At 57.2% G+C, this 24,504-nt stretch carries 17 protein-coding genes and 2 pseudogenes; 3 read left to right on the plus strand and 16 right to left on the minus strand.

What is annotated here, in order from left to right; translation table 11 throughout:
- The first annotated feature begins 394 nt into the window (after window positions 1-394).
- A complete protein-coding gene (locus tag AWB81_RS30695) occupies window positions 395-823 on the plus strand; it encodes a DUF3047 domain-containing protein (protein WP_374730526.1) in 429 nt (142 codons plus the stop codon).
- A 176-nt stretch (window positions 824-999) separates the two neighbouring features.
- Here the strand turns inward: AWB81_RS30695 and AWB81_RS30700 are convergent.
- From AWB81_RS30700 to AWB81_RS30775, 15 genes and pseudogenes are all read right to left on the minus strand, one after another.
- Window positions 1,000-1,455, minus strand: a pseudogene (locus AWB81_RS30700) (RidA family protein).
- A 408-nt stretch (window positions 1,456-1,863) separates the two neighbouring features.
- A complete protein-coding gene (locus AWB81_RS30705; RefSeq protein WP_062640665.1) occupies window positions 1,864-3,204 on the minus strand; it encodes an NAD(P)H-dependent oxidoreductase in 1,341 nt (446 codons plus the stop codon).
- Window positions 3,205-3,234: 30 nt separating this feature from the next.
- On the minus strand, window positions 3,235-4,929 hold the full coding sequence (locus AWB81_RS30710) for an IlvD/Edd family dehydratase (protein WP_062640667.1): 1,695 nt from the start codon (window positions 4,927-4,929) through the stop codon (window positions 3,235-3,237).
- Between the two features lies 1 nt (window position 4,930).
- Window positions 4,931-5,857: an NAD(P)-dependent oxidoreductase gene (locus AWB81_RS30715; protein ID WP_062640669.1), complete on the minus strand. Its 927-nt coding sequence runs from the start codon at window positions 5,855-5,857 to the stop codon at window positions 4,931-4,933.
- Window positions 5,858-5,924: 67 nt separating this feature from the next.
- Window positions 5,925-6,947, minus strand: coding sequence for a D-2-hydroxyacid dehydrogenase (locus AWB81_RS30720; protein ID WP_062640671.1), 1,023 nt, complete (start codon window positions 6,945-6,947; stop codon window positions 5,925-5,927).
- 178 nt (window positions 6,948-7,125) lie between these two features.
- Complete coding sequence (locus AWB81_RS30725) at window positions 7,126-8,439, minus strand: dicarboxylate/amino acid:cation symporter (RefSeq protein WP_062640673.1); 1,314 nt, start codon at window positions 8,437-8,439, stop codon at window positions 7,126-7,128.
- Window positions 8,440-8,701: 262 nt separating this feature from the next.
- The gene (locus tag AWB81_RS30730) at window positions 8,702-10,024 is read right to left on the minus strand and encodes an MFS transporter (RefSeq protein ID WP_062640675.1); all 1,323 of its coding nucleotides are present in this window, start codon (window positions 10,022-10,024) and stop codon (window positions 8,702-8,704) included.
- 70 nt (window positions 10,025-10,094) lie between these two features.
- Window positions 10,095-11,111 carry an SMP-30/gluconolactonase/LRE family protein gene (locus AWB81_RS30735; RefSeq protein ID WP_062640677.1) on the minus strand — a complete coding sequence of 339 codons (1,017 nt, stop codon included), beginning with the start codon at window positions 11,109-11,111 and terminating at the stop codon, window positions 10,095-10,097.
- A gap of 4 nt (window positions 11,112-11,115) precedes the next feature.
- Window positions 11,116-11,502 (minus strand): VOC family protein, encoded by a 387-nt coding sequence (locus tag AWB81_RS30740; RefSeq protein ID WP_062640680.1) that lies wholly within the window; start codon window positions 11,500-11,502, stop codon window positions 11,116-11,118.
- A 1-nt stretch (window position 11,503) separates the two neighbouring features.
- Window positions 11,504-12,472 (minus strand): hydroxymethylglutaryl-CoA lyase, encoded by a 969-nt coding sequence (locus tag AWB81_RS30745; RefSeq protein WP_062640683.1) that lies wholly within the window; start codon window positions 12,470-12,472, stop codon window positions 11,504-11,506.
- An 11-nt stretch (window positions 12,473-12,483) separates the two neighbouring features.
- Window positions 12,484-13,674 carry a CaiB/BaiF CoA transferase family protein gene (locus AWB81_RS30750; RefSeq protein WP_062640685.1) on the minus strand — a complete coding sequence of 397 codons (1,191 nt, stop codon included), beginning with the start codon at window positions 13,672-13,674 and terminating at the stop codon, window positions 12,484-12,486.
- Window positions 13,675-13,790: 116 nt separating this feature from the next.
- Window positions 13,791-14,699 carry a LysR family transcriptional regulator gene (locus tag AWB81_RS30755; protein ID WP_062640687.1) on the minus strand — a complete coding sequence of 303 codons (909 nt, stop codon included), beginning with the start codon at window positions 14,697-14,699 and terminating at the stop codon, window positions 13,791-13,793.
- A 776-nt stretch (window positions 14,700-15,475) separates the two neighbouring features.
- Window positions 15,476-16,945, minus strand: a complete 1,470-nt coding sequence (gene nuoN / locus AWB81_RS30765; protein WP_062640689.1) for an NADH-quinone oxidoreductase subunit NuoN — start codon at window positions 16,943-16,945, stop codon at window positions 15,476-15,478.
- 408 nt (window positions 16,946-17,353) lie between these two features.
- A complete protein-coding gene (locus AWB81_RS30770) occupies window positions 17,354-20,590 on the minus strand; it encodes an efflux RND transporter permease subunit (RefSeq protein ID WP_062640691.1) in 3,237 nt (1,078 codons plus the stop codon).
- Between the two features lie 368 nt (window positions 20,591-20,958).
- Window positions 20,959-21,315, minus strand: a complete 357-nt coding sequence (locus tag AWB81_RS30775) for a hypothetical protein (RefSeq protein WP_062640693.1) — start codon at window positions 21,313-21,315, stop codon at window positions 20,959-20,961.
- 213 nt (window positions 21,316-21,528) lie between these two features.
- Here AWB81_RS30775 and AWB81_RS30780 point away from each other — a divergent pair, with 213 nt between their 5' ends.
- Window positions 21,529-22,281, plus strand: coding sequence for a carbonic anhydrase family protein (locus AWB81_RS30780; protein ID WP_062640695.1), 753 nt, complete (start codon window positions 21,529-21,531; stop codon window positions 22,279-22,281).
- A 487-nt stretch (window positions 22,282-22,768) separates the two neighbouring features.
- A complete protein-coding gene (locus AWB81_RS30785) occupies window positions 22,769-23,086 on the plus strand; it encodes a hypothetical protein (RefSeq protein ID WP_144444214.1) in 318 nt (105 codons plus the stop codon).
- Between the two features lie 82 nt (window positions 23,087-23,168).
- Here the strand turns inward: AWB81_RS30785 and gltS are convergent.
- A pseudogene (gene gltS / locus AWB81_RS30790) lies at window positions 23,169-24,335 on the minus strand (sodium/glutamate symporter); the annotation flags it as partial.
- Window positions 24,336-24,504: the final 169 nt, after the last annotated feature.

Raw genomic sequence — 24,504 nt, forward strand, 5'->3', positions numbered from 1 at the left:
GTGGGACGACATTTCGGCATGAGGCGGCCCGCCCGCATTCGCGTCCATAGCGCTTCTTCCACGATGCATGCCCGAGCCCTTCGTCTTGCTGGGAACCCAAGTCCGGGGAGGCTGCAATAAGGCGCATGGCACAGGCAACGACAGCCGGAGCGTGACCGGCAGCAACATGCCGTCCGCAGGTGGGAGGCCGTACGACCAGACCGGCCGGGATGTCGGCGGGTGTGCTTCAGATTCATAGTCCCCATCAACCTGACCGGCGGTGTAAAAACTACGTAAAATGGTGTCAGCTGAGCCGACCACACTGGATGCTGGGCAAACACGAGTGCGACTATTCATGCCTCTTCCCTGGATCAAGCGACCGCGGAAACGAGCAGCCCGGCCGTGGTGGGTCGCAGTGTATATCGTGCTTCTTGTGTTGCCGGCAGCCCTTCTTGCGCAGGACGAAAAGGCGGGAATCGCCTTTTCCACGATCGAGCCTAGCGCACAACTGCCCGCAGGCTGGAAGAACCTGCCGGTCGTGCGTGGCAAGCCAATGACGCAATACACGCTTGTTCACGACGGCCATACGACTGTCCTGCAGGCGGACGCGAACCGCTCTGCTTCTGCGCTAATGCACGAGGGCAATATCGACCTCGTCCGCTCCCCTGTCGTGACATGGCGCTGGAAAGTAGAAAGACCGATTGAAGGCGCGGACAATCGCGTCGGATCGAACTCAAAATCGCTCGGTTTTCGGGTGTCACTTTACCCCTCCCGAAGGGCTACGAAGCCAACACAGGGCATCCTGACGAGTCGACTTTTTCGCGGGCCGGTCACGGCGCATTGACACGACCTGGGCCAGTTGTGGTCGTTCAACGTCACGCCCAGGATCGTCGACAATCGCGATCAGGGCTGACTCAAACTTTGCACCCCGCGTCGGTACACGATCTCTAGACAGGGCCGACGCGGATGGACGGTCGTAACTGTCACGCAGGGCGGGGTATCGCGTGAATCGGCCAATCTTCATCGCTTCAATTCGAAGATGCTGTCGATTTCAACCGGGATGCCCATCGGCAACGTATGCACCCCCAGCGCGCTTCGAGCCGGAAGGTTGTCTTGCCCAAACAATGTCAGCAAGAGGTCACTGGCGCTGTTGGCCACCTGCGGATGGTGGGTGAACGACTGAGCGGCACGCACGTAGACCGTCAGTCGGCTGCATCTCTCGACGTTGTCGAGCCCGCATGCCTGATCGACGCAGGCCAGGATCATGAGCATCGTCAGACGTGCTGCGTGCTGGGCCCTTTTCCAGCGACACATCGCCGCCGACTATTCCGACGATTGGCTTGCATCCTCGAAGTGCCCGAGACCGGAGACATAGAGTTGACTCCCCGAAATGGAGACCGTTCGATAGGAGCCGAGCGGGTCGATTGGAGGCGGCAATTTGAGGCCCGCTTGTGCAAGGCGTTCGGATACGTTCATGTTCGGCTCAGAGTGATGTGATGAAACAATGGAGTAACTTGGTCAATTCTGTTCGATGCAGCGGGCTCGAAAGTCCGATTTGAAGTACGTCAACTGGCGGTTTAGGGGCGACTACTGCCCGACGTGAGCCGATCGACGGCGCGTGCCGCGCCAGTTCGGCGTCGGACCGGGTACGGCCACCAGCGGCCATTCGTCGAGCACGGTCGTCGGCCGTTGGAACGACCGCATCACTTCAGAAACCGACGGAGGAACAAACGCTTGTCATCACCGGAAGGTTAAGTCTTGGGCGCACGCTCAGCAATCGATTTTCCTGCTTCGCATTATTATTCGGATAATGCAGAGTTTTATGCGGCGGAGCACTTCGCCGGGACGCGGCGTCGCGATCCCGGCTCTAGCACCGCGAGCCATTTACTTCGGGAACAGCGCCTCCATCTCTTTGCGTACGCGATATGCCGGTTGTTCCTCGTCAATGACGACGTCGTCCCACGTGAGCGACTGGTCCTTTGCAACGTCACGACGCAGTTTCAGATGATGGGCAAGGCCAAGAGGCAAGCTACCGACTTCAAGGGATACCTTGGCAGGGGAGAGCTTACCGAAGACCGTGTAACCGCCTTCGCCATCAAGCAGTTCACCCGCCTTCAGGTTTCGCTTTGCAGTGGCAACGACATCCGCATTGAAATGCTGGGCCACTCCGGTGGGCTCTCGACGCAATCCCACGCTGGCTACCGAGATTCCAAGTTCAAGTCCGATGAGGTGCCACTTCTTGTACTGCACCATGCAGCGCCCGTCGGGGTCAGTGAATACCTGGTACTCCTTGAAGCATCGCTGGATATAGTCATTAGGGGCTTCGACACAGACCCACACGCCCTTGCGGATGTCATAGCCGACGGACGTACCGTCGGTGTTCAACGAGGACACCACGTCGACCACGCCCTTAGCAGACAGTACCCCCCCCTCGGACTTGAGCCGCATAACCGTGGGAATCTGCTCGACTGAAGCAGGCGCGAAGGTAATGCCTTCGGCCTGCACCTGGAGTCCCGTGGCATTCGCGATTGCCGTGCTTTCGATAGCTGGTTTTGAGCCATCGAGAAAAGCATTGAACATCTTGGGGTTCATGCCTCCGATACGAGCCTGCTCTGCTGTCACGCCCCAATGGTCCCAGACCGTGTCAGGCGTCGATTCCCGGAATTTAGGGAGCCACTTATGGCCGCGCCCAGCCGCAATGATGGGAAACCCACAGGTCTTCGCCCAGTCGACAAGCTCACAAGCCAAACCAGGCTGGTCACCGTAAGCAAGCGAGTACACGACACCGGCCTCCCGGGCGCGATGTGCTAGCAAGGGGCCGCAGAACGCATCTGCCTCTACCGTCACGTTGATTACATGCTTGCCGTGCTTAAACGCAGCTAAGCAGTGGTCAACTGCAGCGATGGGGTTCCCGGTGCACTCGATGATAATATCGACACCTGGATGGGCCACCAACGCTTGCCAGTCGTCGCCGACGTGTGTCGTTCCGGAGCGAACGGCGTCGTCAAGCGACGATGCTTGCGCACGATCCGCCTCCCAGCCGACGCGCGCCAAAGCGGCGTGAGCGTTTGCGGGAGCTAAATCGGCAATGCCAACCATATGCACGCCTGGTGTTCGCGGGACCTGAGCCAGGTACATCGAACCGAATTTTCCTGCGCCAATGAGACCCACGCGGATGGGATTTCCTTGCTCGGCGCGGGCGAGTAATTGCGAATAGAAGTTCATGAGGAATTTATCTCCTTTGAGGAAAAGGCGTCAGCTACGAGGCTGGGCGAGGAAGTCGAGGTCACACCCCTCAGGCGCTTGCGTAACCGTGCGTTGATACAGTTCCTGATATCCGCCGCGCTTCTGTGGGCGGGGCTTACGCTCTGCCAATCGACGCGCGATCTCGGCCGGCTCAACGAGCAAATCGATAGTCTTTTTCGACACTGAGAGGCGAATTCGGTCTCCGTTGCGAACCGCTTCGAGTGGGCCCCCGGCGGCGGCTTCGGGAGAGACGTGCAAAACGATGGTTCCATAGGCGGTTCCGCTCATGCGCGCATCTGAGATGCGCACCATGTCCTTGACGCCAGCCTTGGCAAGCTTCGACGGGATGGGCAAGTAGCCGGCTTCCGGCATGCCGGCGGCCAGCGGCCCAGCATTCTTCAACACTAAGACGTCATCCGCGGTGACGTCGAGGTCGGGCGAATCCACGCGCTCTGACAGATCTTCGAGACTTTCAAATACCACAGCGCGGCCTTCCTTCTCGAAAAGAGCGGGCGTGGCAGCGGCGCGTTTGAAGATGGCGCCGTCAGGTGCAAGGCTGCCGTGCAGGGAAATAAGCCCGCCCACTTCGCTCACAGGATCAGTGAAGGGGCGGATGACCTTCCGGTCAACCCAGCCAGCTCGCTCATCCAGCCGTTCTTTAAGCGTGCGGCCGTCAATTGTCAAGCAGTCGAGATTCAACAATGGACGCAGTTCTCGGAGCACGGCCCCCATACCTCCGGCCGCATGAAAATCTTCCATGTAGCCTTCGCCCACCGGTTTAAGGTCGACCAGAACTGGAGTTTCGTCGGAAATTTCATTCAGACGTTGCGGACTAATGCGAATGCCGAGTCGGCCAGCAACCGCTGTCAGGTGAATAATGGCGTTAGTCGAGCCACCCAACGCCATCAGCACGCGGAAGGCGTTTTCCACCGACTGCTCTGTAATGATCTGAGACGGCAGAATGGGCGAACGCGCGAGGCGCACTGCGGCTTTGCCGCTCTCTTCGGCAGCGACTAAACGTTGAGAATCGACCGCAGGTATCGTCGCCGTTCCCGGTAACAACATACCTAAAGCCTCCGCGATGCACGCCATCGTACTTGCCGTGCCCATAACGGCGCAGGTACCAGCAGTAGTGGCCAGACGCGTTTCTACAATCTGAATCTCGGCCGCTTCGATCTCACCGGCGCGAAACTTACCCCAGAAGCGGCGACAGTCCGTACACGCGCCCAGGCGCTCTCCTTTGTGCCGGCCCGTGGACATTGGGCCAGTAACCAGTTGGATTGCAGGACGGTTAGCCGAGGCGGCGCCCATGAGTTGAGCGGGAACGGTCTTGTCGCAGCCGCCAATCAGCACGACCGCATCCATAGGCTGCGCGCGCACCATCTCTTCTACGTCCATCGACATCAGGTTGCGGTACACCATGCTGGTCGGATTGAGGAACACCTCGCCCAGCGATACGGTCGGGAACATGCGAGGCAGACCACCCGCAGCAAGGACGCCTCGTGAAACAGCCTCTACGAGTTGAGGCATGTAGCGATGGCAGTTGTTGAAGTCGCTAGGGGACGCAGCGATGCCGATCACGGGACGCGCGAGAAGTTCTGACGAAATGCCCATCGAGTGCGCCATCGAGCGGCGCAGGTAACGAGCAAAGTCGCGGTCGCCGTAATTGGTCAGCCCATTGTCAAGGCCAAGTGTTTCAGCCATCTTATTTCTCCGTGTGAGAAGCTGCGGCGCTGAACTGCACGCCCAGCATGTCTTCAAAAAGTCGAGTCATCGAACCCTTATCGGTGGCTCGGTTGCCTGTTAAAAGGCTCATCTGGTAAGTTGCTGTTGCTGCGGCAAGCACGGGCATCGGGATGCAATGGCGCGCGCCCAATTCAGCCGCGCTGACGAGGTCCTTGTAGGCCGCTTGGAGCGGGTAGCCATCGCTGAAATGGCGGCTCAAGATTCGGGGAAGGAAGAACTCCGATGCGTAACTTCGTCCGGTACCGCTGTTGATAACAGACGCGATCTTTTCCGGGTCAAGTCCCATGCGTCGCGACATGGGAAGGATTTCAGCAAGCGCCGCGCAATTGATATCGAAGAGCAACTGATTGACTAGCTTTGTTAGCTGGCCACTGCCAGCCTCGCCCATGTAGAGGATGTTGTTACCCATGCGCGCGAGCCACGGCTGCACTGTTTCGAAAACTTCCGGCGAACCACCACACATAACAGTCAATGAACCGTCTTCGGCGCGCGATTGCATCCCGGAAACGGGAGCATCGAGAAAGAGTATGTTTGCCGACGCCAGACGGGAGTGGATATCCAGAGTCGCGCCGTGCTCCATCGTGCTGGTATCCACGACGATAGAGCCGGGCCGCAGTTGGCTCGCTAGGCCTCCATCGCCGAAAAGGACGTCGAGCACGGCTGCAGTGCCAGGCAGACTCAGGAACACGATTTTGGCGTCTGCGAGGCTGGCGAGCGAATCGACAGTCGTGGCACCGGCAGCGTCTAAATCAGCGTAGGCATCTTGTATTTTCGACGTCACGCGCAATTCGGTGTCCGCGCTAAGAAGACGCAAGGCCATCGGCTTACCCATCTGGCCGAGACCAATGAAGCCCACGATCGTGCGCTCAGATTCTTTGGATGTCATGATTCAGTCCTTTCCGAGTTGTCATTTGTTGGAACCCAGGTGAGGCGGGAATGGCCCAAATGGATATTCACCGGTCGCCACTCTCTTGCACGCTCTCCACAGCTTGCAGGCGCGGCCTATTGACGATATTGCAAGGCGCGCCGCGTACGAAGGCCGCAATGTTATCCATGAGTTGGTCGGCCAAGGTTTGAATAGCCTCCTCACTCGCCCACGCAACATGAGGAGTTAGGATGAAGCTGGGGTGGTCAAGCACCTCGTGCAATGGATTGCCAGCCGAAAGTGGTTCTTCGGTAACCACGTCGAACCCTGCACCAGAGATCGTGTTGGATTTGAGGGCTTTTACTAGTGCCGCTTCATTGACGAGCCCGCCACGCGCCGTATTAATAAGCAGGGGTTGCCGCTTCATCTTTGCGAATTCGGCATCGCTAATAAGGTCCCGTGTCTCGCTATTGAGCGGGCAATGAAGCGTGATGATGTCTGATTCCTCGAGGACCTTCTCGAAGGGGGTGTAGAGCATGCCCATGTCATCCCGACCTTTGAACGCGGCAAATAAGACATTCAGTCCAAGCGACCTTCCAATTGCTGCGGTCGCTTTTCCTAGGACCCCGTCCCCAATGATGCCGAGTGTGGACCCCGCCAAATCTTTAATAGGAAAATCAAAAAAGCAAAATTGTCCCGACTCCTGCCAACGTCCAGCTTGCACGGCTGTTCGGTATGAAACTAAGCTTCGTCGAAGTGCAAAAATCAACGCAAAGGTATGTTCCGGAACGGTGTGACCCGCATATTCCCGCACGTTGGATACCGCTATTCCCATCCCATTGCAGGCCCCAAGATCGACGTTGTCGGTCCCCGTCGCGGCTATCGCAATCAATCTCAATTTTTTCGCTTGCTTCAGTGCTTCGCCGTTCAATTTCACTTTGTTCGTGATAACTATGTCCGCGTCGCTAATCCGGGCAAGCAATTGGTCGGGAGCAGTCGATTCGAACACCTCTAGGACGTGGGGAAATGGTAGTTCCTTAAGTCTCGTCGAGGCAGGGATAGTTGAACGGTCAAGAAAGACTAGCTTAAGTGAAGCAGATTGAGGACGCATGTTGATTCCAAGATTCTGTTTTGTTCAGATATGTGCATCGACCATAGAGACGACGAAGCGGTTTAATTGGCGATCTTGCTACGCTATGAGAAGGAGAGGTTGCGTGGACGCTATGCCTTCGAGGTTCAGGGCACCGGTCCGGTAATGGCGTGCCGGACCGAGTCCGGCACACGGCGGTTCAATCGTCACCAGGTCCTTGCGCTAGCTGTGTACGAAACACATCTTTATCGAGAGCTTTCTCCCACTTCGCAACCACGATCGTCGCGATTCCGTTGCCAATGACATTGATGATCGCACCGCCCTCGGAAATAAAGCGATACACGCCAAGAACGAGGACCAGACCTGCGACCGGGATGCCGGGCACGGAGCTGAGCGTAGCTGCGAGCACAATAAAGGCTCCCCCGCTGACGCTTGCCGCACCCTTCGACGTAAGCAGCAGCACCACTAAGAGAGTTATTTGATGTCCAAGGCTCAAGGCGCTGTCCGTCGCCTGCGCAATGAACATCGCAAGTACCGTCATATTGATGCAGCTCCCGTCCAAATTGAACGAGTACCCTGCCGGAACAACGAGGCCGACGACGGACTTTTCGCATCCAAGCCGTTCGAGCTTCAACATCAGGCGGGGCAGCGCAGACTCAGACGACGAGGTCCCCAGAACGATCAGCAATTCTTCCCGGATATACCGAAGAAAGGCGAACAGGCTGAAACCAGCAAGCCGGCAGACCAAGCCGAGTACGACAACCACAAAAATCACGCCCGTCGTGTAGTAAGTAAACAGAAGCTGTCCGTAGGAAGCAAGCGATGTCACACCGTACTTTCCGATCGTGAACGCGATTGCCCCAAATGCACCGATGGGCGAGACGTACATAACGATGCGCACCATGTTGAAGAACGTATTCGCGCCTGCATCGATCACCGAAAGAAGCGGTTTTCCCCGCTCGCCGAGCATCTGCAGACCGAACGCAAAGATTATCGAAATGAATAGGACCTGGAGAATGTCGCCCTCTGCGAACGCTCCGAAGACTGTCGATGGAATGATGTGCGAAAGGAATCCCGTGACGGTCTGATCGTGGGCGGCTTTTGTGTAGGCTGCAATGGAAGAGACATCAAGAGTGCTCGGATCGATGTGCATCCCCGTACCAGGCTTCATCAAGTTGACCGCGATTAGCCCAATTGCGAGCGCCAACGTCGTCATCACCTCAAAATAAATCAGCGACTTCACGCCCACGCGGCCGACAGCCTTGATATCACTCATGCTGGCGATGCCATGAACCACTGTGCAGAAGATCAGCGGCGCAACCATCAGCTTGATCAGCTTAAGAAAGTTGTCGCCGAGCGGCTTCATCGCTGTGCCGACCGACGGATAGAAATGCCCCAGCAGAATGCCGATGATTACAGCAATCAAAACTTGCACGTAGAGGTGGCGATACCAGCGCTTGCGTGGCTGTACCACAGGCTCGGGCGCAGCCGACGCAGGGGTGGAAATAGTCATAACTGTCTCCTTCGATAATGCTTGATTAAGTGTGGGTCGGCTTATGCTCCGCTTGCCACGTCGGGTGATTACTTAGGCAACTTACGTCGAAACCTAATTCGTCATTCGCGCCTTTATAATGTGTTCATCCCCGCGCTGCGCAGCGCTGGCAGCGACAAGATCTACCGGCATTCAATAAATCCCCGAATGCCGCGCGAAAGGCTATGGTGAATAGCCGTTGTGCTTACAACGCGCGGGGCTTGCTCTTAAGGGTGCGTTTGCTCTAGCTTTCGGTCTTATATCGGACAGACGATGAGGCGGAATGCTCACCTCTGCCACTTTTTGCGATGCGCGTTGTAACGAAGAAAAGAATAATTAACGCAAGCATTCCAAACGCGGCGATGAGTTGAAGGCCGCCGTTGAAACTTCCGGTTGCATCTTTGATTAATCCCACTGCATAGGGATTAACAAATCCTGACAGGTTGCCAAGCGAATTGATCAACGCGATACCTGCTGCCGCTGCTGCCGGTCCAAGAAGACGCGGGGCGAGAACCCAGAAGACAGGCAGAGCAGAGAAAACGCCAAACGCAGCAAGGCAGAGTAACGCAAGCTTTCCCACAGGGGCTGCTACAAGCGTCGATCCTGCGAGACCGATCACTGCCAAGGCAAGAGGAAGCAGGAGATGGAAGCGTCGCTCGTTAGTGCGATCTGAATGACGGCCCACGACGATCATCCCAACAGCACCAGCGATAAAGGGAAGCGCGCTAACGAACCCGACTTGCTGGATGCTGAGGTTAAAAGCTCGGACGATCTGCGGCAGGAAAAAGCTCAGCCCATAGTTGAAACCTGTTACGCCGAAGTAAGCTAAAGCGGTGAACAGGATCACCGGGCTTTTTAACAGATTGAACACGCCATGTTCCACAGCGGTCGCGCGATTCTGGCGTTCAGCGGCAAGCGTTGACTCAAGCCAGGCTCGCTCGCTATCGTCAAGCCATTCGGCATCTTTCGGTGAATCGCGCAACACGCGCAGTACCACAAAAGCGAGCACGAGTGAGGGCACCGCTTCGAGGAGAAACATGATCTGCCAGCCTGCAAGACCGAGCCATCCGTGAAGGCTCATTAAATAGCCTGACAGGGGCGAGCCAATCACGCTCGCAAGCGGCATAGCGGCCATGAATCCGCCGATCACGCGGGCGCGGTATGTCGCTGGAACCCACAGCGTGAGTAAGAACACAACGCCTGGAAAGAAGCCGGCTTCTGCCGCGCCAAGCAGCACCCGCACAACGTAGAACGACCACTCGCCTTGCACAAAGGCCGTTGCTGCCGAACACAAACCCCATGTGAACATGATGCGAGCAATCCAGCGCCGCGCTCCGACCCGCTCAAGCAAAATGTTTGATGGCACTTCGAAAACGAAATAACTGACGAAGAATAGCCCCGCTGCGAGACCAAAAGCAGAAGCGGAAAGTCCGAGATCACGGCTCATTGTGAGAGCGGCGAAGCCGACATTCACGCGATCCAAGAAGGCAACTACGAAGCAGATGGTTAGAAGGGGAGCAAAGCGGCGCAGTACCTTGCGCATGGTCCGCGATTCAATTTCTGTCATGAATGTCTCCTGCAAACATCAATGTGAGATCGGCTCTGCTCTCCGGCTTTTGCGATCAATGGTTGTTTTCTCACGCGATCCGGCGCGTGCGGTGAGGCAAGGCTAAGCCAGCAATTGGGCTCTCGAATGACCGGATGCAGTCGTCCAGCAGGCAGCCGAGGTACGCGGTGCACATCGAGCGACCGCCGAACGCAATACTGGATACGTTGCCGAGAGTGGACTTTCCGGCGGTCTGCATGTCGGCATGCTGTAGTGTCGCCTCTTGTACGCAACGAGCGACCAACGCCGCATGATCGTGGTCGGTGTCCGCGAGGATAGTTTGGATGTCGCCATTTGGACGCACGAGCAGCACGCGGTTGCTCGCTATGCACGTTAGCCACAGCCCTCCGTGCACATCAAATGCAAGCCCGTCGGGAAGATCTGCCCCGGTCAGCGTCGCAACTGTCTCGCGAGCCCCGAGGCTCGGGGCGGCAGGCGTACCGATAAGCGAAAAACGGCTTACGCGCTGAGCGTACGTCTCGTTGACGTAAAGCCATCGACGATCCGGCGAAATCGCGACCTCGTTCGTGTATCCGAGACCGTCTGCCACGATGCGGGCCGTCCCCGCTGCATCGATCACGCCAATGAAGCCGTCGGTCACCTCATGATTCCATGCTTCGCTTCGCGGAATTTTTCGGGTGCTAACGGTGAACCAGAGCACACCGTATTCATCAACAGTGAGGAAGTTACTAGGCGGCAGTGGCACTCCATCGACCGCATCCAGCACGGTCTCAATCCGGCCGCGAGTGTCAATGGAAAATAGGCCGCCGTTGGCTTTTCCAAGATCAGCGAATAGGACGCAGCCATCCGGCGCCAGCGCGATTCCGTTCGGCACATATCTGCGGGCGGGATCAGCTTCGGACTCGATCAGCCGATGCGAAACGGTGCCGTCCGAGGACACCACCGAATATCCACCCGCGCCGTGCGCTGCAATTAAGATGTCGTTGTCAAGCGCAAGAACGCATTCGGGCCGCGTCAGGCCACGCGCCACAACTCGCAACTCGTTAAGCGGCACCTGAAAATCACGTGAAAGAGGGTAGTGTTCCATCGACTCACTCGATCGGTTCAGAGATTTCAATAAGGTTCAAATCGGGGTCACGAACATAGACCGAACGGATCTTCTGCGTGGCTCCAGTACGTTCAACGGGACCTTCAGCAATTGGCCAGTTGCATAGATGTAGATGAGCAATAACATCCACGAGCGGAACAGCGGCCATAAAGCAAAGATCAAGCGCTCCGGGGACCGGAAGATGCGCTCGTGGAGCAAACTCAGCGCCTTGCTGGTGCAAGTTAATCTTCTGGTCGCCAAAGCGCAGGGCTGTGCGTCCTTCGCCGAACGTTTCTGCCTGCATTTGGAGGACTTCGACGTAGAAGCGAGTCGTAGTGCGTATGTCGATACAGGTCATCACAAGATGATCAAGGTGATCGATAAGCGGCATTTCACGCTTTTTCAGCAAAGGCACGTTGTTCTGGAAGGCCGTCACTTGAGGCGCAGGGAATGGCGTGCAGGTCAAGTCGCTGTCCAGCTTTCAGCAATTGGCTTGGCACGTCGTGGCCAATGAGGCTCGGAAGCAAAGCCGACGCGGAAAGCAAAGCCGTTAGATCGACGCGCGTGTCGTAACCATCCAGTTCGAGCATATGTACCAGCTCTTCGGTGCAAACATTTCCGGTCGCACCGGGTGCGTACGGGCAGCCGCCAAGGCCGCCGAGTGAAGCATCAAACCGATCGATCCCCGCATCGAGGGCTGCCAGCGTATTCGCGAGCGCCATACCGCGGGTGTTGTGGAAATGCAAAGTCAGCTCCAACGTCGAGAAGCGCTTCGTCGCGGCCGCGCACAGCGCCCCTACTTGTGAAGGAAAGGCCATGCCCGTGGTATCGCAAAGCGTAACGCCATGGACACCGAGATCAGCAAAGCGCTGCATCCAGTCGAGGACCTCTGCCTGTGCGATGTCACCTTCCATCGGACAGCCCATTGCTGTAGAAAGGGAGACATTGATCGCTACGTTAGTCTGCTTTACAACGCTGATTACATCGCGCAGTTGCGCGAATGACTGCTCGCGGCTCATGCGCAAATTCGTGCGGTTGTGACTCTCGCTCACTGACATCACCAGGTTGACTTCATTCACGCCGCACGACAATGCACGTTCGGCGCCGTTGATGTTGGGCACGAGAACTGTATATACGACACCATCGTGTCTGGCGATGCCGTGCATCACTGCTTCGGCATCACGCAACGCAGGAATGGCTTTCGGGGAGGTGAACGAGGTGACTTCGATCTTTGCGTACCCGCATGCGCTCAGACGATCGATCAAGGCGATCTTCGCATCGGTGTCGACAAATTGTGCTTCATTTTGAAAGCCGTCTCGAGTCGCGACTTCCTGAATATAGATACGCTTGCTGCCGCTCATGGCACGCTCCTTCAAATGATGCCGCGTGCGCGCCAGGCGTCGCGGGTTTGGTTGTCAATCCCGATACGCCCGAGAACCGTGTCCGTATGCTGGCCAAGCGTCGGTGCCAACGTATCGACCGTACCGGGCGTTGCGCTCAGCTTCGGTACTACGCCCGGAACCTTTATGGGCGTTCCATCTGGCAGCTGCGTCTCAAGGATCATGTCGCGCGCAAGGTAGTGAGGGTCGTCGGCAATGTCCGCGACGTCGTAGATTTTCCCTGCGGGGATGCGTGCTTCATTAAGCGCGGCGAGTACGTTTTCGAGCGTCTGAGTGCTTGTCCATTCAGCAATCGCCACATCAATGCGCTCGACACTCTTCACGCGGCCGTCGTTCTGGGCGAGCGCGGGATCCTCCGCAAGATCGCGGCGTCCGATCAGGTCCATGAGGCGTCGGAAGATGCTGTCACCGTTGCCGGCGATCAGCGCATATTTGCCATCGGAGCAGCGGTAAGCGTTCGAGGGCGCAATGCCCGGCAAACTACTGCCGGCCGGCTGACGTACGGTGCCGAATGTCGAGTACTCCGGGAGAAGGCTTTCCATCATGTTGAAAACCGACTCATAGAGAGCAACGTCGATCATTTGCCCTTCTCCGCCGTTTTGATCACGGTGCCGCAGCGCGAGCAAAATGCCAATCACGCCGTGCAGGGCGGAAAGCGAGTCGCCAATTGAAATACCCACCCGCACAGGCGTGCGGCCTGGCTCGCCACTCAGATGACGCAAGCCGCCCATTGCTTCCGCGACGACGCCAAAGCCTGGACGATCACGGTAAGGTCCCGTCTGACCGTAGCCCGATACGCGCAGCATGATGAGACCAGGGTTCAGCGCATGCAATTCATCCCAGCCAAGGCCCCAGCCTTCGAGCGTGCCCGGCCGGAAATTCTCAATGAGCACGTCGCTGTCTGCGACGAGCTTGCGAATAACGTCCTGACCTTCCGGGGAGCGAAGATCAAGCGTCAGCGATTCTTTGTTGCGCGACTGTGCTGCCCACCATACCGACGTCCCTTCGTGAAGGAGACGCCATTTGCGCAAGGGATCGCCCGTAACCGGGGGTTCGACTTTGGTGACCTGCGCGCCGAATTCAGCAAGCATCTTTCCTGCAAATGGCCCAGCGATGAGCTGACCCATTTCGAGCACGCGGATGCCCTGAAGTGGCTTCGTCATGGTTGTCTCCTGTGAAGCATCGTTTTGTTGATGCCTCACTGTGCGACAAACCAAGCTTGTTGATAATCAATGAATTTTCAATGACCCTTTCCCGGCGAGAAAGCGTGGGGAAAACCCTATGAAGCGTGCTTCGTCCCGGACATGAAATCGAATAATCGTGCGGCCTCGGGCGATAGGGCGCTTCGCGAACGGGTGCCGATCCACAAGGTGCGGTCGGCCCAGCGGTCAGTAAGACGCACCGGGCGTAGGCCTGCCGCCAGGATCTCATTGCGGACCGCAGCTTCTGGTAGTACGCCAATCCCAAGGCCCTGCTCGATCATCCGGCAAATGCCATCGAAACTGCTTACCTGAATGCGAACTTTGAGTGTGCGCTCAGCGCTGAAGGCGGCTTCGAGCAATCTCGCAAGCAGAGAACTGCCCTCATTAAGACCGACAAACTCAAAATCCAGCGTATCGGCGAAAGAAACTTGTTCGAGCGAAGCGAGCGGATGGTCGTTCGGTACCAGCAAAACAAGTCTGTCCCGGTGATACGCGGCTTTTTCTATGCCCGGTGCAGCCACATTGTCAGCAAAGACGCCGAGATCGGCGTCGCCGTTTGCAACCGCCGCAACGATCTCCCCACTGAGGCGTTCTTCGAGCGAAATCTTGACGCTGGGATTCTGGGAAAGGAACTCGCGTACATCACGCGGGAGGAACTGCACGATTGCCGAGGTATTTGCCCACATGCGGACATGGCCGCGCACACCGATCGCATAGTCGCTCATCTCGGTCGCCATGCGGTTGACGCGCTCGATAACGTGCCGCGCGTGCGCCAGAAGACCCTTGCCGGCAGCTGTTAGCTCGACGCCACGCGGCTGCCGCACAAGAAGCATGCACCCGGTGCTGCTCTCAAGCTCGGCAATCCGCTTGCTGACCGCTGAGAGAGTCATGTTCGTGCGATCGGCTGCTCTCGTCAGGCTACCGACTTCAGCAACGACGATGAAAAGGCGCAGCGACTGTAGATCGTACTGAAAGTAGTTTGGCATGATGTGACTACACGAGCGGACGGGGGGCGCGCGCCGCGCGCCGGCTGTCGTCACTGTAAAGCAGAACCGCTCAGGCGTGACGCGTTGCGATCGTACGTCTGTTCGAGACGACGAGCAAACAGATACCGATTACTTGTAGCGCGAGCACTGGCGTGAGCGCCATGGCGAAGCTGCCGATACTTTCACGAATCACGCCGATGAGATACGTCCCCGCGAAGCCAGCGAGATTGCCAACTGCGTTGACCTGCGGGAGACCGGTGGCGACAGCCCGGGGGCCCAGCGACGGAGGCTTCTCGTAGAGGTCGAATGACCGAAGCTCACTTTTTCGAGACGTCGGCGACAAGGTGCGTCGAGTGGCTGCGTTGGGTCGTCAAGGAGCATTGGATTTTCCTGCTAGCGGCCATTCCCGATCTAAAAATTCCACCGATGGTTCCGTCTCAGCAACGGGCGCTAAACTTCCGCAAGCTGACGTAGGGTTGAGATTGACCCGCTCGGACGGACGGATTTGCAGTCAGAGATTCGTCGCTTCATTGTTCCTAGGCGCAGTGCTGACGTTCTGGTTCAGGATCAGCAACAAGATGCTGGGCTTGATCATGGCTTCCGGTTCTGGAGTGTTGATATCCGCTGTGGCTTTTGAACTTGCCCATGAGTCCGTGGACCTGTCCCACGGAAGTGGCATGGCGGCCCCGGGACTATTTGCCGGGGCAATCGTTTTCTTTGCCGCAGATTTGACCATCAGTCACATGTGCGGGGAGTCAGACAGCCTGCCGCCGACGTCAGCGCGGCAGTGTCTGTGTGATCGCCTGCAGGCACACCGTCATAAGCGGACCTGGAACGATGCCTAGCACCAGCACGGCCACGCCGTTAAGCGATAGCAGCGCGCGGTTGCAGGCTCCCGCCGCGAGCGGCGTCGTGTCCTGCGGCGCGTCGAAGTACATCAGTTTGACAATGCGCAGGTAGTAGAAAGCGCCGACCAGCGAAGTGACCACGGCCAGCACCGCAAGCCATGTAAGGCCGGCTCTCATCGTGGCTTCAAGGACCGCGAGCTTCGCGTAGAAGCCGACTGTCGGCGGGATGCCAGCCAGCGAGAACATCATTACCATCATCACGAACGCGGAAACTGGGCTGCGTTGATTCAGACCTTTGAAGTCTTCGAGCGTATCTGCCTCGAAGTCGCGGCGGGCTAGCAGCATAATCACGCCGAACGCGCCCGTCGTCGTGACCAGATACACAATGCTGTAGAACATCGCCGAACCGTACGCGCTCGCCGCGCCACCGGCCTTGCCGTCGACAACCCCCGCCAGCAGGCCCAGCAGCACGAACCCCATGTTCGAAATGGCCGAGTACGCGAGCATCCGCTTAACGTTAAGCTGGACGATACCGGTAAGGTTTCCGACGATCATCGAAAGCGCCGCCAGGATCACAAGCATTCTTTGCCAGTCGAAGGCGAGCGGCAGCAGACCCATCACCAGGAATCGCAGACCCCACGCGAACGCCGCGAGCTTCGGACCGCCGCCGACGAAGAGCGTCATCGCGGTTGGCGCGCCCTGATAGACGTCCGGCACCCACATATGAAACGGCACCGCGCCCATCTTGAATGCAATGCCTGCGACGATAAAAATCACCCCAAATAGCAGCACGGCATCGTTGATGCGGCCCGAAGCGACTGCCTTCAGTACCTCGTTCAGTTCAAGCGAGCCTGTCGCGCCGTAGAGCATCGAGATGCCGTATAGCAGGAAACCCGTGGCCAATGCGCCAAGCACGTAGTACTTTATTGCGGCTTCACTCGATTGCGGGGCGTCCCGGCGTAACGCGATCATTGCGTACAGTGACAGCGACATCAATTCGAGCCCGAGGTAAAGCATCAGGAAGTGGTTGCCCGAAATCATGATCAACTGGCCGAGCAGCGAGAACATACCCAGTAGAAACACGTGGTCGCGGAATAGCTCTCGATCTTCGAGATATTTACGCGAATAGACGAGCGCAGCAGCGAAGCCAAGTGACACGCCCGCCTTCATCACGCTCGCGAACGAATCGATGACGATCGTCCGCGAGAAGAAATAGTATTGATGGGAGTCGGATGCTTGGATCGCGAACCCCACCCCTGCCGCGGTCGACGACAAGAGTGCGGCGAAGTAAGTAAGACGCCGGTTGGATGCTTCGGAGCAGAAGTCTCCCAGCCGGGACGCAATCACGATCGCCAGCACTACCAGCGCGTCGGGCAACAGCACATGTGCGTTTTGCATGATCTTTAATGGCTCTTATGAAATTAGACGAGTCAAAGCCGCATGCGAATCGTTTGAAAAGACTTTTTCGTCCAGTCATTCTCCCGCCAAGTGCCCCGTCATTGGCTCGAAGTGGCTCCAATGTAGTCTTGGCTCGCACGCAATCCCAGCCATTCACGCGCGATTGTCCAGTTCCGGCGCTGATTATCCGCCGGGCGTTCATAGCCACATGCGATTGCATCTCGTCGTGTTTGTCGCGTGCCTCTCACCGGGATCTGGGCCCCACAGTCGTTAGCGAACGATGCCAAGCCGGATGCAGTCAGAAGCTCGGCGGAAATGACGCTCATTACATCTTCGAGCGATGCCCCGGGTCCGCTTCGAGGTTTACCGCGCAGACGCATGGCTAGGCGAGGAGCGGTGCCGCGCATGTCATCCGGTCTCGTGTCCGGTAGACAGATTGTCCGTCGGACTGCCTGAGCCGGCGCCGCTGGATCTCCCTGGCTCGGCTCCCGCCGGGTCCGTCGTCGGGGTAGGCGTTTTCTTGCCGCCGCCCCGCCTTTCCGACATCGTCACCAGCACGTAATAAAACATTGGAATAAAAAAAACGGCTATCACGGTAGCGCTTAGCATCCCGCCTATGACACCAGTGCCGATCGAATGACGGCTATTTGCCGACGCACCGGTTGCGAGGGCAAGAGGCACGCAGCCAAGGATAAATGACAGGGATGTCATCACGATAGGGCGTAATCGCTCGGTAGCCGCGATGACCGCCGAGTCATGGATCGATATACCTGACTTTCGGTTGAGCGCGGCAAACTCGAAGATCAGAATCGCGTTTTTCGCAGCGAGCGCGACTAGCATGGTCAGTCCAATTTGAAAGTAGACGTCGTTTTCGAGTCCGCGCAGCAAGATGGCGAGGAGCGCGCCGAAGAGGGCGAACGGCACGGCCATTAGAACGCCGATCGGGAGGCTCCACATTTCGTATTGCGCGGCAAGGATCAGGAACACCATGACTAGGCCGAACACGAACACAAGTCCCGAAGTATTGCCAGCCTGCCTCGCCTCGTAGGCCTCACCGCTCCAGCCGAGATCATAGTCCGGCGGCAGTACACCCGTGGCGACCTCCTCGAGCGCGGTGAGAACTTGCCCCGAACTATAGCCCTGTGCTGCGTTCGCGGTGATCTTGACCGCCGGAAAATTGTTAAAACGGGTCACTAGATCGGGACCGGTTACGTATCTCGTCGTCACGACTGCCTTAAGCGGCACCATGTCTCCAGATCTGCTGCGTACGAAGATTTGCTCGAGATCTTGAGGGTTCATTCGATACTTCGCTTCGGCTTGCAGAATCACCTGCCACAGCCGGCTCGAACGACTGAACTGTGAGACGTACAGAGAGCCGAACATAGTTTGCATCGTGCTGTATACGTCCTCGATCGGAACACCCAGCGTCTTCGCTTTGTCACGGTCGACGCTGACAAGCAGCTGCCGAGACGAAGCGTTGAAGGTCGAAGTAACGCGCGCGAGCTCGGGACGTTGTTGAGCCTTTTCCATAAATTGATTTACCGCACCCGCTAATTGAGAGATCGTCCCGTCGCCCTTGCTCTGGATCCACATTTCGGTCCCGCCGGTCGTACCGAGCCCCGGAATCGACGGCGGGTTGACCGGCAAGATAATCCCCTGCTTGACCGAGGAGAGGTTTGCGTAGGCGCCGATCAGCACCGCCCGCGCGTTTTGCGTCTTGATGTTCGCGAACTTGTAGCGCTCGTCGAAACTCTTGAAACCGATGAAAAACGCCCCCGCATTAGTCTTATTCTTGCTGTCGAGCAGGCTGAATCCATCGACGACTGTAACGCTGCTCACGGCCGGTTGTTTCATGAAATAGTCGGTAACGTTCTTTGACACTTCTTCGGTGCGATCAAGGCTCGCCGCATCCGGCATGATGACCGCGCCTAGCAGGTAGCCTTGGTCCTCCGGCGGAAGGAAAGCGGTTGGCACCGATCTCATCATGATGAACGAGAGCGCGATCATCCCGGCAAAAAGCAACAACGCAACAGCAAAACGTCTGATAGCCAGCCGGACCGCGCTCGTATAGCCCTGTGTCATTCGCTCGAACGTGTTGCCGAACCATTTGAAGAAACCTTTTTTTTCATGATCTCCCGGCCTGAGCAGCAGCGCTGCCAAGGCCGGCGAGAGGGTGAGCGCCACCACGGTTGAGAGCACCACCGAAATAGCGATGGTGATGGCGAACTGCTTGTATAACTGACCGGTGATGCCACCGAGAAATGCCACAGGAACAAAGACCGCGCACAGGACAAGCGTGATCGCCACGACCGGGCCGGATACTTCATCCATCGCCCGCTTGGCCGCATCCCTCGGACTGAGATTGTGAACCTTCATATTGCGCTCGACGTTCTCAATCACGACGATCGCGTCGTCCACCACGATTCCGATTGCGAGCACCATGCCGAACAGGGTCAACATGTTGATCGAGAAACCCAGTGCAAGCATGCCAATGAAGGTCCCGACGATTGACACAGGTACCGCGAGTACCGGAATTAGCGTCGCGCGCAAGCTCTGCAAGAATACGAACACTACGATTACCACCAGTACCAGCGCTTCAAAGAACGTGCGCACTACGTCCGAGATCGACGCGCGAGTAAATTCGGTCGTATCCATCGCGATTTGATATTCAAGCCCTTCGGGAAACGACTCCTTCATATCGGCGAGAGTCTTGCGCACTTGACTCGATACGTCGAGCGCGTTTGCGCCCGGCTGCTGATACACCGCGATAACGGTTGCGGGTTTGCCCTGAAACTTGCTTCGAATTGAATAATCCTTTCGTCCGAGCTCAGCGCGGCCGATGTCCTTGAGGCGCACGATTGCCGCGCCTCCGCTTGCTGCGCGGATGATGATACTTTCGAACTCGCTCGGGTCCGTCAGCCGGCCCTCGGTGGTCACCGCGAACGACTGCTCGACCGGCGAATCCGTTGGCGACTGGCCAACACTGCCTACCGCAAACTGCTGATTCTGATTCGCGACGGCGCTTTGCACGTCGGATGCCGTGATGCCCAGTTGCGCCATGCGGTCTGTTTTGAGCCAGATGCGCATCGCGTAGTCCGGATTGCCAAAGATGCTCGACTGATTAGCGCCAGGTATGCGCTTGAGCGCGTCGAGCACATAGATGTTGGCATAGTTAGCGATATAGGTAGAATCGTAGCGCTCGGTCGGCGAATATATCGCTATCACCATCATGAACGCCGACGATTTCTTTTGTACCTGAATTCCCTGGGCCTGCACCGATTGGGGTAATTGCGGCAACGCCAAGTTCACGCGATTCTGGACGTCGACCTGTGCTCGCTCTGGATCTGTGCCGATCTTGAAAAAGGCGTTGAGCGTATAGTTGCCCGTTGATGAACTCGAGGAGTTCATGTAGATCATGTTGTCCGCGCCGTTTACCTGTTGCTCAATCGGCGCACCAACATTATTCGCGACGACCGCGCCGGTTGCCCCCGGGTAGGTAGCTGAGATCGTGATTTGCGGCGGCGTAATGTCGGGATACTGCGCGATCGGCAGCCCGAGCATCGACAACGCACCCCCGAGCGTGATGACGATCGAAATGACCGATGCGAATATTGGCCGGTCAATGCAGAAACTCGAGATGCTCATCTCGACTGCCAGGTTAGGTCGCGCTAGAATCCAATGGACCCGCGCACTGCGTTGTACCTCACGTTCCGCACTTCCGTGTGCGAGCCGTAGAAGCATAAGAGACCAACCATCGACAGGCGCCTGCATGATCCTCAGCAGCGTTGTGCGCGCTCGCGCCGCGAATTGCGACCCGGTTGCCGCTATGCAGGAACAACCTAAGCGTAGGTCGATTTTTCATAACCTGTATTGGAACATCCCCTAATACTTACGTAACCGGTCTTCACGCACCGGCGTTAGCCACCGGGACGTGTTTTGGTGCACGGATTCTTGAATGCCGACGGGATGACGAGACGCGGTCTCAGTACGGTCACGTGTGGCAGCTTCGGACACTAGCAGGTGTTCGTTCTGAAGAAAATGATCAGCTGAACAAGCCGCAACGAAAAGAATAGGTAGCCTTCGCTCAGTGCAGCCTGCAAACCCACGTGCCACTGCAGTTTGGCCAGTCTTCGAAGTCCATCGATGAAATTGAGCGCGATAAGCACGCAGCCCGCTCCAGCAACAAAATAGCCGGCAAAAAGAGGGTTGTGCATGCCAAAGAGATCGATCGAATCGAATCGTCTTACTGTCTCGAAGCCTGCCGCGACGATGATTGTGGAAACCACAAGATTCCTGGCGTGATCGAAGACGCCCTTCAAGCCGCCGCGATCAAAAAGAGCGTGCAACACGGACTCGGGAACGATTCTCACTTGACCTCCTGGGCTTAACGTCGAGGTTGAACATCTTGCGTACTCACTAACGCTTGTACCGCAGAAATCGCTCGATCGCATGTCGATGCGGATTGATTTTTACCGATCTTCGTCGATACTGGGTAAACGCCGTGTCCTGCGAGAAGGTCAGGCCGCTGGGGCGGTTGAATGCGCCGCTGCAAGGTGTTCGATATCACACGATGTGAGGCCGATATGGAATCGATACAGGACTGCTGTGCGGCTGATCATTCAAAACAAAACAAGCGACGAATCTTGCTGAAAGGAACCGGAACATGCGCCGCAGCATTGTTAATTAGCCTCGGGTTACGACCGAATGTTGTCGAGGCTGCCGCGCTGACAGAGTCTCAGCGAGACGCACTGACGCCCGAGCAGGTCATCGAAATGATGAAAAAAGGAAATCAGCGGTTTCGGTCCGGCAAGATGAAGTCACAGGATTTTCTTGCTCAGAAGCGTTCTACTGCGCCAGGCCAGTATCCGGCAGCAATTGTCCTGGGCTGCATCGACTCCCGCGCACCGGCCGAAATCATTCTGGACATGGGCATTGGGGATACGTTCAACGCACGGGTGGCGGGGAATATCGCCAACCGGGACATGCTTGGCAGTATGGAGTTCGCCTGCGCAGTAGCTGGCGCGAAGGTCGTACTGGTGATGGGACATACTGCGTGCGGCGCGATAAAAGGGGCCATCGATAGTGTGGAGTTGGGAAATCTCACAGGGCTGCTCGATACGATCAAACCATCGGTCGAGGCAACCCACTTCCAAGGCGATCGCACCAGCAAGAACGACGAATTTGTAGATGCCGTGGCGAGGACGAATGTCAAGCATACCGTCGATGCAATACGTGCAAATAGCACCGTCCTTGACGATCTCGAAAAGAAAAAGAAAATTATGATCGTGGGCTCAATGTACGACTTGCGCAACGGGCTGGTGACTTTCATGAACTGATCGGCCACGAGTAAAAACGGGCTACATTTCGAGTCACGCGATATTGGGCGTGGGCAGCCGGTGGCAAACAATGACCCGGGCCGCCTTGTTTTATTCTTTAGGCCGCCCTTCTTCGAGCCCTCCAGCCGGAGCGCGAAACATTTGAGTTGTGGCCAAATGAGAACGGTTTGTCGCATGGACCGGTCATCAACATCGTTATCGGACTGCTATGAGCCTCGCCATGCTGAGATCTTTGTTGCCCCGGGCGGTAATACCCGTCGCATTGATTTTGAGTCCGAGTATTTCATCCGCCGCAGCACCGGTGGATCCGATAGTCGCCGAGGAAGACATATGCATGCCTGAGGGGACCTATCCGATGCACGGAGGCGGGACAACGGTCTTCTCTCTGCAAAACTGTTTTAGCCGCCCCGTGAGGGACACGGATCCGCGGGAGATAAGAATCCCGCGCGCGAAAAAGAGTCCCCGGGACGCTTTCAATGGAGCCCGGGTGTCACGTTACGACTACCACGACGCGTTATACCACTGTGTGAAGCGACATATGCGGTTGCCGACGGTGGAAGAGCTGACGGCGCTGTTCGTCTACGCGAACCGTGATAGCAGTAGCGCCACGGCAAGCAAAAATGCGATCGTCGCGCCGAAGGACGATGCTCGTTATCCCGGCGGCCTTTATGGCTGGGGCGGCAGCAGCGAATACTGGTCGCATACCTTCGCGGGGAACGGCAAACACAAGGTCGTCGATCTCAGAGACGGTCGAGTGACTATCAACCACGATCCACAGCGCGCCTATGTGTCGTGTGTCCACTGAAAAGCCTTGCAACCCTGTTCTGCCCCAAGTGCCGATTCAGGAGATCGCGCACTTGACGACCGGGGAGCGCTCAACGCTTCCTTTACCGGTAAATTGGCAACAGCAGAAACAATTTAATGACGATCGCATTCGCGATGTCGATAAAAAAGGCCCCCACCATCGGTACTACCAAAAAGGCCAAATGCGAGGGGCCAAATTGTGCCGTAATGGCTTGCATGTTGGCGATCGCTGTGGGCGTGGCTCCGAGGCCAAACCCACAGTGCCCGGCGGCCAGGACCGCTGCGTCATAATTGCGCCCCATGACGCGAAAGGTGACAAACATGGCATAGAACGCCATCGCGATCGCCTGCACGATCAAGATGGCGAGAAGCGGCAGCGCGAGCGAGGTCAGATCCCCCAGGCGCAGGCTCATCAAGGCGATTGCGAGAAATAGACCGAGACTCACGTTGCCGAGTAGGGATACGGCGAGTTCGAAGACTCGATACCATCCGGGCACGGCAAGCCCATTTCGCAGCAGCACGCCAACGAATAACACGCATACGAAGGCAGGAAGCTCAAACGCTGTGCCGCTCAACCGGGATGCGAGTGCGGAGCCGACAGCTAGGCAAACGGCTATTAGCGCCACTGTTTCAATGACGGCACCCGCCGTAATCGGCCGAACAGCCTTTGGTTGTTCGAACCCTGTCGCAACTGCAAGCTTTACTTCCGGCGCAGGCGCAAGGTCATGGTGTGTGATCAGAAAACGAGCGACCGGGCCGCCGACCAGTCCCCCAAGAATCAAGCCGAACGTAGCACAGGCGATGGCGATCTCCGTCGCTGATGCGAGACCGTGACGCTCGCCGAATACCTTAGCCCATGCTGCGCCCGTTCCATGACCGCCGGAGAGGGTCACCGACGCTCCGAGGAGCCCGAGAAGGCGATCTTGTCCCAAGATCCAAGCGAGCCCGATACCGAGCGCATCCTGCATCACCAGCAGGCCAACCACGACACCGAGAAAGACAATCAGCGCTCGGCCGCCCGCTTTCAACCCCGCCAAATCGGCGCTAAGCCCAATCGTGGCGAAAAAAGTAAGCATCAACGGTACCTGAATTGTGGTATCGAAACGCACATCGATCTGGAAGACGCGTCGTAACGCAAAAACCAGCAACGCTACAAGTAAGCCGCCGACCACCGGTTCCGGGATACTGTATGTTTTCAGTAGGGGTGTTCGGGCAAGGATCTGCCGTCCAACTAAAAGTACTAACGAGGCTCCGCCTCAGACCGACGAGTTGTACGGGTGACTGCGGAGCGCTGGCGGTGTAAGGTGGCTCCGGTCGAGCCGGCTGGGACGTGCCCAGCGATGTACGAGCTCGAAGCTCAATGGGTCCGAAGACCCGTGGACGACCGGAGCCAATCATGACGTTATCACAGAGTGTGTG

Source organism: Caballeronia arationis (assembly GCF_001544975.2).
GTDB lineage: Bacteria > Pseudomonadota > Gammaproteobacteria > Burkholderiales > Burkholderiaceae > Caballeronia > Caballeronia arationis.